At 48.6% G+C, this 15,076-nt stretch carries 11 protein-coding genes; 4 read left to right on the forward strand and 7 right to left on the reverse strand.

Annotated elements, in window-relative coordinates:
• Window positions 1–60 precede the first annotated feature (60 nt).
• Genes DN599_RS05815 through DN599_RS05830 form a run of 4 tightly spaced genes read right to left on the reverse strand, consistent with a single transcriptional unit; the run spans window position 61 to window position 5,758 of the window.
• The gene (locus DN599_RS05815) at window positions 61–240 is read right to left on the reverse strand and encodes a Trm112 family protein (protein ID WP_110456653.1); all 180 of its coding nucleotides are present in this window, start codon (window positions 238–240) and stop codon (window positions 61–63) included.
• Window positions 230–1,267, reverse strand: coding sequence for a tetraacyldisaccharide 4'-kinase (gene lpxK / locus DN599_RS05820; RefSeq protein ID WP_110456654.1), 1,038 nt, complete (start codon window positions 1,265–1,267; stop codon window positions 230–232). The genes DN599_RS05815 and lpxK overlap by 11 nt, the downstream gene beginning before the upstream one ends.
• 4 nt (window positions 1,268–1,271) lie before the next feature.
• Window positions 1,272–3,086 carry a lipid A export permease/ATP-binding protein MsbA gene (msbA, locus tag DN599_RS05825; protein ID WP_110456655.1) on the reverse strand — a complete coding sequence of 605 codons (1,815 nt, stop codon included), beginning with the start codon at window positions 3,084–3,086 and terminating at the stop codon, window positions 1,272–1,274.
• A 35-nt stretch (window positions 3,087–3,121) separates the two neighbouring features.
• Window positions 3,122–5,758, reverse strand: coding sequence for a DNA internalization-related competence protein ComEC/Rec2 (locus tag DN599_RS05830; RefSeq protein ID WP_110456656.1), 2,637 nt, complete (start codon window positions 5,756–5,758; stop codon window positions 3,122–3,124).
• A 31-nt stretch (window positions 5,759–5,789) separates the two neighbouring features.
• Here DN599_RS05830 and DN599_RS05835 point away from each other — a divergent pair, with 31 nt between their 5' ends.
• A complete protein-coding gene (locus DN599_RS05835) occupies window positions 5,790–6,302 on the forward strand; it encodes a DUF2062 domain-containing protein (RefSeq protein WP_110456657.1) in 513 nt (170 codons plus the stop codon).
• A 104-nt stretch (window positions 6,303–6,406) separates the two neighbouring features.
• On the opposite strand, the gene lolE is transcribed toward DN599_RS05835, so the two are convergent.
• From lolE to DN599_RS05850, 3 genes are read right to left on the reverse strand one after another with little or no spacing between them, the layout of a single operon-like run.
• Window positions 6,407–7,663 carry a lipoprotein-releasing ABC transporter permease subunit LolE gene (gene lolE, locus DN599_RS05840; protein ID WP_110456658.1) on the reverse strand — a complete coding sequence of 419 codons (1,257 nt, stop codon included), beginning with the start codon at window positions 7,661–7,663 and terminating at the stop codon, window positions 6,407–6,409.
• Window positions 7,660–8,382, reverse strand: a complete 723-nt coding sequence (gene lolD, locus DN599_RS05845) for a lipoprotein-releasing ABC transporter ATP-binding protein LolD (RefSeq protein WP_162599155.1) — start codon at window positions 8,380–8,382, stop codon at window positions 7,660–7,662. Before lolD ends, lolE begins: the two co-directional genes overlap by 4 nt.
• A 4-nt stretch (window positions 8,383–8,386) precedes the next feature.
• Window positions 8,387–9,619 carry a lipoprotein-releasing ABC transporter permease subunit gene (locus DN599_RS05850; RefSeq protein WP_110456660.1) on the reverse strand — a complete coding sequence of 411 codons (1,233 nt, stop codon included), beginning with the start codon at window positions 9,617–9,619 and terminating at the stop codon, window positions 8,387–8,389.
• A gap of 95 nt (window positions 9,620–9,714) precedes the next feature.
• On the opposite strand from DN599_RS05850, the gene DN599_RS05855 reads away from it, so the two are divergent.
• The 3 genes from DN599_RS05855 to DN599_RS05865 all read left to right on the forward strand — a co-directional run bounded on the left by DN599_RS05855 (window position 9,715) and on the right by DN599_RS05865 (window position 14,884).
• The gene (locus DN599_RS05855) at window positions 9,715–10,308 is read left to right on the forward strand and encodes a hypothetical protein (protein WP_110456661.1); all 594 of its coding nucleotides are present in this window, start codon (window positions 9,715–9,717) and stop codon (window positions 10,306–10,308) included.
• 78 nt (window positions 10,309–10,386) lie between these two features.
• A complete protein-coding gene (gene mfd / locus DN599_RS05860; RefSeq protein ID WP_110456662.1) occupies window positions 10,387–13,869 on the forward strand; it encodes a transcription-repair coupling factor in 3,483 nt (1,160 codons plus the stop codon).
• A complete protein-coding gene (locus DN599_RS05865) occupies window positions 13,862–14,884 on the forward strand; it encodes a peptidoglycan binding protein CsiV (protein WP_110456663.1) in 1,023 nt (340 codons plus the stop codon). Before mfd ends, DN599_RS05865 begins: the two co-directional genes overlap by 8 nt.
• Window positions 14,885–15,076: the final 192 nt, after the last annotated feature.

Consider the following 15,076-nt stretch of genomic DNA (forward strand, 5'->3'; position numbering starts at 1 on the left):
GGACAAGATAACAGATGAGAAATAAAGCAAGCGCGCCTGTATAAGCGCGCCTGTGGCAAATTAAGCCTCGTCGGTCCACGGCTCAGCTTTATTGGCTAATAATACCGGGATCCCATCATCTATTGCATAAGCGAGACGATCAGCTTTACAGATAAGCTGCTGTTTAGCTTTATTATATTCAAGTTTGCCTTTACAAACTGGGCAGGCCACTATCTCTAAAAGTTTCTTATCAAACGCCATTTGAATTTCCTTGTTGTACTGATTTACGCTGTTGTAACTGAGCTATCAACTGCTGTTCAAACTGTGAAGCTATCTTGGCATCTACCGGCAGATACCACCAGTTTTGCTTTGCAAATTCGCGACATTTAACCGCATCTTTCTCTGTCATCAAGACCTGTGCACCACAGGCAATGGCATCGATATCGGCTAAGGTCAACGGGTGGTGATCATCAAATGCATGTTGCTTTTGCGTCGTGATCCCCAGCTGGTTTAGAGTATTAAAAAAACGCTGAGGATTGCCAATGCCAGCAATGGCGACCGCCTGTGGTTCAACACTAAATACCGCTGCCGATAAGCCATCACCCTGTGGGGGCTTAACTGGTTGCCACTGAGCTGCATGCAGTTGCATTAACCATTCACCCTCTTGGCACTCATCACCATTAACTAAAGTAAAATCAACCGCCTGCTGACGCCAGCGCCCTTCTCGCAACGGGCCAGCGGGTAACAGATAGCCATTACCGAAACGGCGCTCGCCATCGAGGATCAGCAGTTCAATGTCTCGGGCCAGCGCATAGTGCTGTAGGCCATCATCGGAGATGATGATATCAACATCATGTGCTTGTAGCAGGGCATGACAGGCTTCAACTCGCTTGGCTCCAATTACCATAGGTACTTGGGTTCGCGCCACTATCATCGCGGGCTCGTCACCAACTTCTCGGGCGGGCATGCCCGGTAATACCGACTTAACGCCGCTAAAGTCCACGCCGTAACCACGACTCACCACACCGGGACGATAGCCGTGACGCCGTAGCAGCTCAATTAAATAGATAACGGTAGGCGTTTTGCCACTGCCACCGACGGTGATATTGCCCACTACGATAACCGGTACTGGCATCTGAGTCGCTGACTTGATGCCAACTCGAAACAACAGCCGCCGAGTGGCCGTCACCAGATAAAACAACCCACAAAGTGGCAGCAAGGCTAAGGCAAGCAGTCGATAACCCACACTTGCCTTGGCGTACCAGAGACGATTAACAAAACCTTGCATTGACTTAGCTACTAAATTGCATTTGGTACAGGTTGTAATAGATGCCTTGTTTTTCCAGTAGCTCCGCATGTGAGCCACGCTCAACCACGCGGCCTTGATCTATGACCAAGATTTGGTCGGCATTCTCAATTGTCGATAATCGATGGGCTATCACAATCGAGGTGCGATTCTGCCTTAGATTATCTAAGCCCCCCTGAATCGCTTTTTCCGACTCGGTATCTAACGCCGAGGTGGCTTCATCTAAGATCAATAACGGCGCATCACGTAATATGGCTCGGGCAATGGCGATACGTTGACGTTGACCCCCCGATAACATCACCCCATTTTCACCCACTTGAGTGTAAATACCCTCAGGCAGATCGGCGATAAACTCATACGCATTGGCCAATTTAGCCGCTTCGATGATTTTTTCTTCGGTCACTTCACCCGGATAGGCATAGGCGATGTTGGCTGCTATGGTGTCATTGATCAAGGTCACTTGTTGTGACACGAGCGCCACTTGGTTGCGCAATGACGCCAACTTGTAGTCTCGTAAGCTAATATCGTCCAGAGTGATATCGCCCGACTCTAGATCGGAATAGAAACGGGTGATCAAACTAGCAATAGTGGATTTACCCGATCCCGAACGGCCAACCAAGGCCAAAGTTTCGCCAGGGTTAACACTAAAATCCACGCCATTAAGCGCCAAGTTTTCTTGGTTATTATAACGAAAACAGACGTTATCAAAGCGTAAACGGCCTTCGACGCGATCGGTTTCATAGGTACCAGTGTCGACTTCCGCTGGCGTATCTAAAATTTCAAAAATGGTGCTACAAGCAGCAATACCACGCTGAAACTCGGCGTTCACGCGAGTTAAGCTCTTAATCGGTTGTAGCATCGCCATCATGGCGGCCAATATGGTGGCAAACGTACCCGCGGTAAGGTCGGCCTTCATACTGTCAAGGCTTGACGCATAGAGCACAAATGCCAATGCAAATGAACCTATTACCATCACCAAAGGTTGGCTAATCGCTTGCGCTAGGGCCAGCTTCATGGTGCGTGAGCGGTTTTCGTTATTCACCTGAGCAAAACGTGCAGATTCCGTTTTTTGTCCACCGAAGACCAGCACGTTTTTATGACCTTTGATCATCTGTTCGGTCACAGAGGTAACGCCTCCCATGGCCGTTTGGATCTGCTTAGATACCTTACGAAACTTACGGCTGACGACAGTGATCACAACGCCAATCAAGGGGCCGACAATCAGAATACACAGGGATAATTTCCACGAGTTATAAAACATCACCCCAAGCATACCGATAACCGTAATACCGTCACGCACTATGGTGATCAGCGCACTGCCTGAAGCTCTGGCGATCTGCTCGGTATCATAGGTGACTCTGGAGATCAGATTGCCACTGCTTTCAGAATCGATATAGCCCACAGGCAGCTTAAGATAATGTTCGAACACCTGCTGGCGCATATCCATTATCATGCGCGCACTAATATAAGAGATGCCATAAGTGGATAAGAAGTTCGCTAATCCCCGCAGGGTAAATAAGCCAACCACCACAAAGGGAGCTATTTTTAGCACATCATTATCGGAATTAAAGCCACCACTTAAGCCCATATCAACGCCGTTGACTATGCTTGGTGTGCTTGGCACATTGCTAGCAAATCCTTGATCGATAAACGGGGTGATCGAATAGATAAACGTTGCGTCTACAAGGCCGTATAACACTAGGCCAACGATAGACAAAAATAGCACCCCTTTAAGGGGGACAAGATAAGTCAGCAACCTGAAAAAAACAGTGCTCACTTCACTTTTAGAAGAGTTTGTCATTCACGATTCTATATGTTGGTGCAAAGAAACACATTCTACTCTGTATTGAGCATCTGACCAAATTCAAACGTTCTATTATACCAAAACGGTGCAAAATCATACCGATAGCCTTTTATTTTCACATCATCTTGGTCAAAAATCACGCTGAGCTGGCCGTTATGTCCCACAGCGTATTGCTCAACCTCGGCCATTTGATAGCGCTCAATCACTTTTACTTTAGGAAATCCATAACGATTATTCAGGCCCGCCGCATACAGCACAACGGCGGGTGATACGGCTCGGATAAACGCCTCGCTCGACGAGGTGTTACTGCCATGATGAGGGGCGACTAAGATACTGCTGCGCAGTCCGCCATGAAACCTGCCGCTCGCTGGGTCCTTAGATGCATCATCAAAGCCGTTGCCGTTATTAACGTCATGTTTAACACTATTAGTAACATCATCACTCACACCATCGCCGCGCGATGCCGTGCCTTGGCTGATATCCGCCATAAGCAAGCCCTGCCTCTTGGCTCGTTCAATTAATTGCTGCTCGGCTTCAACTTCAATATCGCCAGGTAACAATACTTGATGTCTATCGTCACCAATACGCACGATACAGGAGCCATTGTTGCCTTGCTGGGGTTGCTGTGGTCCAAGCAGCGTAATCACCAGCCCTTGCCAATGCCAACGTTGAGGACGACAAGCAATCGCACCAGGATGATCAAGATCAGTTACCACCTGAGTGTGCGCATACATGGATATCAGCACATCGGCACCACCGGCATGATCGTTATCGCCGTGGCTCAGAAACAGAAAATCCACCTCCGTTATCCCCTGCCGTTGCAGAAAAGGAATAACCGTGTATTTAGCGTAACTAAATTGACTGCCAAAGGCGGCGCCAGTGTCATACACCACTGCGCGGCCCTGTTTAATCACCACCGCACTTAAGCCTTGGCCCACATCGAGTAAATGCAGCGCCCATCGCTTGTCATATTGAGCCAACCGGGGAGTGAGCAGCAATAATAAACTGGGCAATAATAAGATACCCACCACAATCACTGCACTTACCGAAAGCTTGGCATCGATGACGCGAGCCACCTTAGTGGTTGAATTATCCCAAGCCGAACCATCAGATTCAGCTCTCTTTAAGGGCACCGGATGTACGCGGCCATTTAAAAAAGCGTGCATTGTTAGCGCAGGAATGATGCTTGCATATAACAGCTGCAGCAAAAACACCCCTAATAAGGCAAATATCAGTGCTACCGCGACATTAGCTGGCAAGGCTACCCAGTTTAGAGGCAATGAGCCTAACAGAGAGAAACTCGCCGTAAGTGGCATGATGGCACTATCTAACAAGCTGAGCAGTGGCGCCATGCTCAAGCTGCTTAAACCTATGCTGCTTAGTATAAGGTCGGCCAAGCCCCACATCAGCATCACAGCAAAGGTTAAGGGGATCACCACCACACTAAACCAAGGCACAAACACTAAGTTAAAGATCAATGAATAGGGTGCAATACCGCCAAACAGCAAGCCTTGCAATAGGCCAAGCAACAGACTTAGACGCCACTGAATTGACCAGAGTTGAGCCAGCTTTTGCCAAAGCCCTTGCCTATAACCTCGCCAGCTACCCGTTTCATGCTCATCAATGCGACTCCCCCTCTTCTGCTGACGGTGAGCAAACCACAAAATAATCGCCAGCGCGCCAAAAGAGAGCCAAAATCCGGCGCTCATAATGCTTAAAGGATCGAGTACTAATACAATAAACAGCGCCCACAACAAACGCTCAAACGGGGCAGAAAAACGGCGCAGCATTCCTAGCGCTATCACTAACAGCAGCATAGTTAAGGCGCGCTGGGTCGGTAGGGCAAATCCCGCCAAATAGGCGTAAAAGCTGCACATTACCAAAGCGATGATGCCTGCTAAATGCCAATTAGTCATTGAGGACGCAAGGCGCCAACGATTGAGCGCATAACGCGCGAGCCCCACACACCACAGCGCCAGCACAGACAGATGCAAGCCTGAAATAGAAATAAGGTGCCCGGTACCGCTTTGGCGCAGCCCTTGCCAGTGCGCTTCACTTACCTGCTGTTTATCCCCGAGCATCAAGGCTAACATCAAGTCACCATTGGCTAAATGGCTCACCTGCTGACGCAGTCGCTCAATCAACTTAAAGCGTAAACCACTGGCACTGCGTAATTGCTGCGCCGCAACCACCTTACCTTTACCTATAATATGATGACCAAGGTAATAACGCTGGCGGTTAAAGCCCCCTTGATTCAGTGGGCTAGAAATCGACTTAGGCTTGAGGGTAAGTAACCACTCCTCGCCTAGGCTTACAGGGTCGGAGACTTGCCACTCTAAACGCATAAATTTATTAAAAAAGAGATAAGAATTATCGTCTAACACGCGAATATCGACACTTATCTGGTCGCTGTTTCGCTGAACTAGTGATATGATTTCCGCCCTCACTGAGATCGTGGCATCATCATTACTCGTTTCCAACGCTAATAACTGATGGCTAAACAAACTTACCCAAGCGAGTGCAAACACACCGCCTGCCAAGAGTTTTGACCAGCGAATGATAATAAGAGCGGCCGCTACACAGCACCAAGCTTGGGTTGTTGTCAGTAGAGAGGGCCAGAGAAGTGCCGTGATGACAGTGGCACAGTAACCGAACATAAATGGATTCATATTGAATCATTTAAGACTGCAAACCTAAGCTATGCCAAAAAAAATCATCGAAAGATTTATGCCAAAACCAGAAACACTGCGAAATCATAAACACTTGCAGATGTTTGGGAAGTTGTTGCATAAACCCAATTTATGGGCGCTTAATCGTCGCTCGGCGCCAATGGCATTTGCCATAGGTCTGTTTGTCGCGTGGATCCCTATGCCGTTTCAAATGGTATTCGCGGCGGCGTTAGCCATCATATTTAATTGTAATCTGCCCATCGCCGTAGCCTTAGTCTGGGTGACAAACCCCGTTACCATGCCCTTTATGTTTTACGCCGCCTATCTTTTTGGTGCCAAATTACTCAGCCATCCGCCACAAGAGTTTACCTTTCAAGCCAGCTGGCAATGGATTGAAGCCTCACTTTCAACCATAGGCCCGCCCTTTCTGCTGGGATGCTTGGCATTTGCGATCATTTTTGCCACCGTAGGGTACTTTGTGGTTCACAACTTGTGGAAATACTCGATTTTATTCAAGTGGAAGCGAAAGAAACGACAGTATTGAGCGATAAGCGATAAAAGCATGGTACTAAGCACCAGCAAAAAATAAGGCATTGGCACTTAATTGCACCAATGCCTTTGTTTTATCTCTACATGTTGACCTTAAACTCAACGCCCAGCAAGAGCCTGCGCTGGGTGAATACGACTGGCTTTCCACGCGGGATACAGGGTCGAAATAAGGCTCATCACCAAGGCTAAAGCGATCACCATTGCCACGTCTGACCAATACAGCTGCGAGGGTAAAAAATCAATAAAATAGATATCGGCTGACAGCAGTTGTATGCCTAAGAGTTGCTCAATGCTGCTGGCAATCATGCTTAAATTCAGTGCGATAGTGACGCCTAGCCCCCCACCAATGAGGCAGCCAAGCATGCCATTTAACGCCCCTTGCACAATAAATATCCCCATTACCGTGGCTTTAGCCATACCCATGGTCAGCAAAATGGCAATTTCAGACTGTTTATCGCGCACCGCCATCACCAAGGTCGAGACGATATTAAAACAGGCCACCGCGATCACTAAGGCAAGCACTAAATACATTATAGCTCTAACCAACTGAATATCTTGATAAAGATGCCCTTGGGTTCGGGTCCAGTCGGAAAGGTACATATATTGTTGCTGGCTATAACCAAGGTTGCGGATCAAACTAGGCGCGGCAAATACGTCATCCACTTTAATGCGCACGCCACTCACCCCGTCAGCAAGCCCTAAAATGGTCGCACCATATTGCAGCGGTATATAGGCGGTGGTTAGATCTAATTCGCCGCCTATTTCAAAAATGCCCGACACCACAAATCGATGGCTTTTAGCCGCGCCAATGCGTTTAGTCTCATTTGATTTCGCACTCAAATTAGGGGTGTAAAGGCTTAAACTATCACCGACTTGCAGCGATAAACTGTCGGCAAGCCCGCGGCCCAGCACAATATTATTACCCGTTTGTTGCAGTGACTGCCAACTTTGTGGGCTCATATAGTGGGCAATATTAGACACCTTGGACTCAAGGCTCGGCTCGATACCGATAACGGTGAGCCCTTGGAATCCGCCCGGCTTTTGGATTAAACCTTGTAAACGCACAAAAGGCGCAGTGGCAACTATCCCGGCGATTTGCTGCGCATCTTTGGCTATTTGTGGCCAATCACGAATAGGCTCATTGACTCCGGTCAGCTCACCATGGGGCACGACGCCCAGCAGGCGTTGTTCTAATTCACGTTCAAAGCCATTCATTGCCGACAACACAATGATCAATACCGCCACCCCTAAGGCGATGCCAGCTGTTGAGGCAAAAGAGATAAAACTGATAAACCGATTCGATTGACGCGCACGGTAAAACCGCCAACCAACCCACAAGGAGAGCATCTGACTCATGAGTTCTCCACACTTAATGGCTGACTTTGCTCATAAAGTAAGCCATCTTGCATTTGCAATTGCCTGTCCATACGTTCAGCCAGTTTAGGATCGTGAGTCACCACCACAAATGCGGTACCAAACTGGCTACCCAGCTCGCGTATAAGTTGGTAGACAGCCTCTCCGCTGGCCGCATCTAGGTTACCCGTGGGCTCATCGGCTAATACTAATTTGGGTTGATTAATCAAGGCGCGTGCGATGGCGGTGCGTTGCCGCTCACCACCTGACATTTCGCTGGGAGTGTGTTGCAATCGATGACTTAAGCCGACTCGTTCCAGCAATGCCTTAGCTTGCTGCTCGACCTCTTGACGGGGTCGTCCCTGAATCAGTCCCGGCATCGCCACGTTCTCTAACGCGGTAAACTCAGGCAGCAGATGATGAAACTGATAGATAAAACCTAAATCTTGATTACGCACCTTAGCTTGGCGCGCCGCCGAAAGCCGATATAAATCTTCGCCAAGCAGGGTCACTGTACCGCTACTGGGTTGATCTAACGTGCCCATGATATGCAGCAAGGTACTCTTGCCCGAGCCCGATGTGCCCACAATGGCGAGCTGCTCACCGCGATACACATCGAGATTAACACCTTGCAGCACTTGGGTGTCAATACTGCCTTCATGGTAGCGTTTACTAACATTGTTAACTTGTAACAATAAGCTCTTGTCTTGCTGTTGTGTCATATTACTATTCATACCTTAATGCGCTAGCGGGTTGAACATTGGCCGCGCGTAATGCTGGATAAACCGTGGCTAAAAAGGTGATTAACAAGGTGCCAATCACAATCGCACTCAACTGCGATAGGGCTAACTGCACTGGCAACGACTGCCCTGCCCCTAAGATGGAGATGCCTAAACTCGACATAATGCTATTAAGGTTGAGGGTGATAAGTACCCCCAATAATACCCCGCCCACTAAGCCTAATATCGCATTGAGCGAGCCTTGGATCATAAAAATGCCCATCACGCTGGCGGTGGGTAACCCTTGGGTTTTTAGCACGGCTACATCGGTGGTTTTATCAACCACCATCATCACTAAAGCCGACACGATATTAAACGCCGCGACCGCGATGATAAGGCTAAGCATTAACGACATCATATTTTTTTCCATCTTCACCGCCGAAAACAGGTGGCCATAATTATCGCGCCAATCTGAGGTGGTGACGCTAACCCCCTCCTCGGCAAAAGCGGCCACCACTTGAGGTTGAAGAGTCGAAGCGTTAAACGGGTCACGCAGATATAACCTTAACTGTTTGATCTCTCCAGCTTGTTGACGCATCACGCGCTGGGCATCGTCATGGTGTACATAGGCCAAATTAGCATCGACTTGCGAGCCCATCTCAAACACACCCGCCACGTAAAAATGACGTTGGCTTGGCACAGGTCCTAAGGGAGAATAGACCACGCCATCACCACTGAGCACCCTGACTTTATCACCTGGAGAAACGTTTAAACGGCGAGCCAATTCGGCGCCCAGCACGATTTGGTAATCGCCTGGCGTTAATACCGCTAATGAACGATGAAAACGGGGGTTCATCAGGGCCACGTTTTGTTGTTCTATTTCGGGGTAGATGCCATAGATTTGCACCGCGCTGATGTTGCTCGGCGACTGCAACATCGCCTGAGTCGAGATACTGGGGCTCACCGCGACCACATCATCCAGTTGCATGAGCTTAGCCGCAGCCTGTTGCCACTGCGCCATATCCTGTTCGCTATACACGGTTAACTGCGGCACTGCGCCTAAAATACGCTGTTTTAATTGACCTTCGAGGCCGTTCATCACAGAGCTGACAATGATCAGCGCTGCCACACCAAGTACAATGCCTGACACGGCAAAAAGGGTAATAAAGGAGGCGAAGGAGTTGGCTTTGCGTGCACGCCAATATCGGTAACCTATGGTCCAAGATAACGCTAAATTCATGTTTCGCTGGGTCTCTTTGCTCAGGAGCCTTGATAAATCATTGAGATGCGCACGATAATAGGGGTAATAGCACTATAAAAACAAGAGGCAATCCTGTGAACACCGACTCAAACTCTTTTTTTAGCGTCAAGCACAGGTTTTCGGTATACCTGTCGGCGTGGCCAGAGGATCAGCCTCTTCCCTCTGAGAGCCAGCTCAAAGCGATGTTGCCCCTAGGGCTGCAACTTATCAGCGAAGTAAAAGCCATGGAAGCGGGCTGTTTATTACAGCTGAGAAATCTCGATGACGACGCCCGTACCGTGGTCGAATACTTAAAGCTGCAATCGCGTAAAATCGATTTAGTATTGCAACATGTGCTTGAACAACAAACCTATGAAGGTGATAAATGCCTTGGAGAGTGTTTTGGCGGCAGTGGCATTCGGGTCATCAGTGATCAGCCTTTACTTGTGGGGCGTCAATATAGGGTCACGCTACACATAAAAGAGGCATTGATTTCGATGTTGTGCATGGCGCAATGCACCGCTTGCGCCCCCATTGCCGGCAATGATGACCAAGATAACGGCTTTCTCTGTGACTTAAGCTTTAGCCAAATCCTCGATGAAGATATTGAACAATTGGTCAAAGCCAGCCTTAATGTGCAACAAAAACAGTTACAACAACGGAAAAAAGACAATCAAACCGCCCCCTAGTTTTCACTGGCACTAGCGAGACTAAGCCTCTACAATGTCGGGCATCTTTGTCGATTTTTGGCCACTAGTCTCATCCCAATGAATGCTTTTTCAGTCTTAACGCCCCCGAAAGTCAAAGGGGTTAAAACGCCGCAAACACTGAGCCACTTGCATGGCGCCGCTCAGGCCATCACACTCGCCAATATTTGTGATGCCCATGATGGCTTAACCTTAGTGGTCACTCACGATACGCCCAGCGCCTTGCAACTCGACACTGAGCTTCACTATTTACTGGGCGCGAAATCGATACCTGTGTTGCTGTTTCCCGACCGCGAAACCTTGCCTTACGACAGCTTTTCACCCCATCAAGATTTGGTTTCCCAACGCCTAGAAACGCTGTCACGTATACCCAGCGCGAAGAAGAGTGTGGTGATTGTGCCCATTAACACCCTGATGGTGCGATTACCGCCGCAGTCGTTTTTAACTGGTAACGTGCTATTGCTCAATAAAGGCGATACGTATCAGCTGCAACAGGTGCGTCAACAGTTGGTAAACACTGGCTATCAACTGGTCGAACAGGTCTACGAACACGGCGAATTTGCAGTGCGCGGCTCTATTATCGATATCTTCCCTATGGGATCGAACCACCCTTACCGTATCGAACTGTTTGACGACGAAGTGGAGTCAATTCGCCAATTTGACCCAGAGACCCAACGCTCCAGCGGTGAAATTGACGCCATTCGACTATTACCAGCCAAAGAGTTCCCCACCGACGATGCCGCTATCGAAGGGTTTCGTCAGCGCTATCGCCGTCAATTTGAGGTCGTGGTTAAAGAGCCCGAATCGGTTTACCAAATGGTCAGCCGAAAAGTGATGCCCGCAGGCATTGAAAGCTATTTACCGCTCTTTTTCGATGAAACGGCCACGCTGTTTGATTATCTGCCAGAGCATACTCAATTAGTGGGCATTGGTGACTTAGATACCGCCGCCAAGACCCATTTAAATGAGGTCAGCCAGCGCTATGAAAATCGCCGTGTCGATCCTTTAAGGCCACTGCTGCCGCCTAAAGACTTATACCTGTTAACAGAGCAAGTTTTTGAAGCCTTCAAACGTCTGCCCCGCATTTTATGTAAAGGCACTGATTATCAAGGCACCAGTATTGCTGCCAAGGTTGAAGCCTTACCCGATATCGCCTCCAACCATAAATTAAAGCAACCACTATTGGCGCTGCAGCAATATGTGCAATCGGGCATGCCGATACTGTTTTGCGCCGAATCTGAAGGACGCCGAGAAGCCTTACTGGAACTGCTGGCCAAAATAAACATCAAGCCCACGCTGTTTGAGCACTTTTATGAATATGTCAACCAACCCGTTGCCTTTGGCTTGATTGTCTCGCCCTTATCTCAGGGCGCGATTATTAGCGGCAAAAATAATAAACGCTGGGCATTGGTATGCGAAACCGAGCTGTTTGGCCAACGGATTTCACAGCAACGCCGCCGCGATAAACAGCGCCAAATTAGCAGCGATGCACTGATTAAAGATTTAGCCGAACTCAAAGTTGGCCAACCCATAGTGCACTTAGATCATGGTGTGGCCTTGTATCAAGGCCTCGAAACCTTAGATACCGGCGGCTTGGTTGCAGAGTACCTAAAGCTGGAGTATGCGGGTGGCGATAAACTTTATGTGCCTGTGGCGTCACTCAATCTGATTAGCCGCTACAGCGTCGGCCCCGATGATGAGGCTCACCTTAATAAGCTGGGTAACGAAAGCTGGACCAAGGCAAAACGCAAGGCTATCGAAAAAATCCGCGATGTGGCCGCCGAGCTATTAGATGTTTACGCCAGACGCCAAGCTAGACCCGGCACCGCCTGTAAACTCGACAAAGAAGAGTATGCGCAGTTTGCTGGCAGTTTTCCGTTTGAGGAGACCGTCGACCAAGAAACGGCTATCGAAGCGGTACTCAACGATATGTGCTCGCCTATCGCCATGGACCGCTTAGTGTGTGGTGATGTTGGCTTTGGTAAAACCGAAGTGGCCATGCGCGCCGCCTTTGTCGCCGTAAATGACAACAAGCAGGTCGCCATACTGGTGCCTACCACCTTGCTTGCCCAGCAACATTACGAAAACTTTAAAGACAGGTTTGCCGATTGGCCGATTAAAATTGAAGTACTATCGCGCTTTAAAACGGCCAAAGAGCAACAGGCCATTCTCGAGCAACTCAGCAATGGTCAAGTGGATATCGTTATTGGCACCCATAAGTTGCTGCAAACTGACGCGAAATTTGACAATTTAGGCCTGCTCATCATCGATGAAGAGCACCGTTTTGGTGTAAGACAAAAAGAAAAAATCAAAGCTCTTAGGGCTAATATCGATATTCTTACTCTGACCGCTACGCCCATCCCCCGCACCTTGAATATGGCCATGTCGGGCATGCGAGATCTGTCTATTATCGCCACCCCACCAGCTAAGCGCTTAGCAGTAAAAACCTTTGTGCGTGAATACGATGAAGCCACTGTGCGCGAAGCGCTACTGCGTGAGATCTTGCGTGGGGGTCAGGTCTATTTTCTGCATAACAATGTCGAAACGATTGAAAAGCGCGCGCGAGAATTAGAACTCCTGCTGCCAGAGGCCCGGGTGATCACCGCCCATGGTCAGATGCGCGAGCGTGAACTCGAAAAAGTCATGTCTGACTTTTATCACCAAAAATACAACGTGCTAGTGTGCACCACGATTATCGAAACCGGTATCGATGTGCCCAGCGCGAACACCATTGTAATTGAGCGCGCCGATCATTTTGGCTTGGCGCAATTGCATCAACTGCGGGGCCGTGTGGGACGTTCGCACCATCAAGCCTATGCTTATTTGATGACACCGCACCCCAAACGCATGACCAAAGATGCCAGAAAACGGCTTGAAGCCATTGGCGCACTGGAAGATCTCGGCGCAGGCTTTATGCTCGCCACCCAAGACTTAGAGATCCGCGGCGCTGGAGAACTACTGGGCGATGAACAGAGCGGCCACATCTCTAAAATTGGCTTTACCCTCTACATGGAAATGTTAGAAGATGCCGTCAAGTCGCTTAAAGAGGGTAAAGAGCCGTCATTAGAGCAGATGCTTAGAGGCCAATGTGAAGTCGACCTGCGCATACCAGCCCTGCTGCCTGAAGATTATGTGCATGATGTCAATATTCGCTTATCGCTGTATAAGCGTATTGCCAACTGCAGCAATGAAAACGCCCTCGATGAGTTAAAAGTGGAACTGATCGACCGCTTTGGTCTATTACCACAGTCCGCCAAAAACTTACTCGAATTAACCCTTTATAAACATCAAGCCACGGCTCTTGGTATCGCAAAAATCGAGATGCACGCCAAAGGCGGCAGCCTTGAATTTAGAGACGATCATATTGTTGATCCCGGCTTTATCATCGGTCTGCTGCAAAGCCAGCCACAAAATTATCGTATGGATGGACCAAGTAAGTTAAAATTCATCATGCCTACAGAAACCGATAAAGAGCGATTAGCCTTACTTTCATTGCTGATCTCGCAACTGATGCAACACCGCCTTGGAGAACCACGTGCTTAAACAAAGTCTATTATTGGTCACCACACTGCTCACCCTTTCCAGTTCAGTATTGGCCGCCGATGAGCGCTGGTTTGAAGTGGAGATTTACCTATTTGAGCGCCAAGGCACGCCATTTGAAGAGATGGTAAAAAACCCCGCCAATATCAATAAACGTGCGCCTATAGATATGATAACGCCACTGTTTAGCACTGATATTACTGGTGCGAGTCTTGGGCTTGAAGGCTGCAGCGCCCAAGAGTGGATCGACGATGCCAATAGATGCGATCAGCAACTTAAATCGAGCCAAGTCAGTCATCCTAGTCGCATCCCGATGACGGTCGCCGCCAGCACTCCTCAATATGCCAAAGTCGGCCAGTCGACGGTGTTATTGGCGCAATCTCAGGCGCAATTTGGCGACATCATCAAGAAGCTCAATCGAGAGTCTGGCCATCGCGGCTTACTGCACATGACATGGCAACAATCGATGCTGCCACGCCATTTAGCCACTCCTGTACGCTTGTTTGCTGGTGAAGACTTTTCTGGCCGTTATGATCCCGATGGTATGTCGATATCTCAGCAGATAACACCAAGTGAGATCCCTGAATTCAATTTCGAACTTGGCCTCAACCCAACCACCACGCCTGCACCATTGTGGCAGCTCGATGGGAAGATCAATATCTATCTTAACCATTACTTATATGTCGAAACCGCGCTAACGCTTCGCGAAGAAGGTACCAAAGTATTGCCAGCACAAACCACTGACGGCCTGCCCGCCCATAACGCTGAGGCTAAAGTACCCTATCTCTTTAAGATCTGGATGGCGCAAAATAGACGTGTTAAAAGTGATGAAATTCATTATTTTGATCACCCGAATATGGGCATTATTTTACAAATCAGAAAAATGACCCACCCGAGCGACATCAGCGCTGATACCTTAAAACAGATGGGGGTAACGCTCGATACCACCTCGCCAACGCCTGCAACAGATAGCCTAGAACAAGCAGGTAACACGGCTCATCAGACTTTATCGTATTAAGGTATGATTGATAGATAACGCTAGTGGTTAGCGTTATCTAGATTCTTGCAGCAAGCTGTTACACCATGATACCAATGCAATTGATATGATCTTCGACCATATTCATACAACCGAAGGTTTTCACTGCCGTAATTTCTCCCCTTTCTATCAGACCGAATGCATAGCAATCGGACAATTAAAAAATCAGCTATT

Source organism: Shewanella algidipiscicola (genome assembly GCF_900380485.1).
Classification (GTDB): domain Bacteria; phylum Pseudomonadota; class Gammaproteobacteria; order Enterobacterales; family Shewanellaceae; genus Shewanella; species Shewanella algidipiscicola.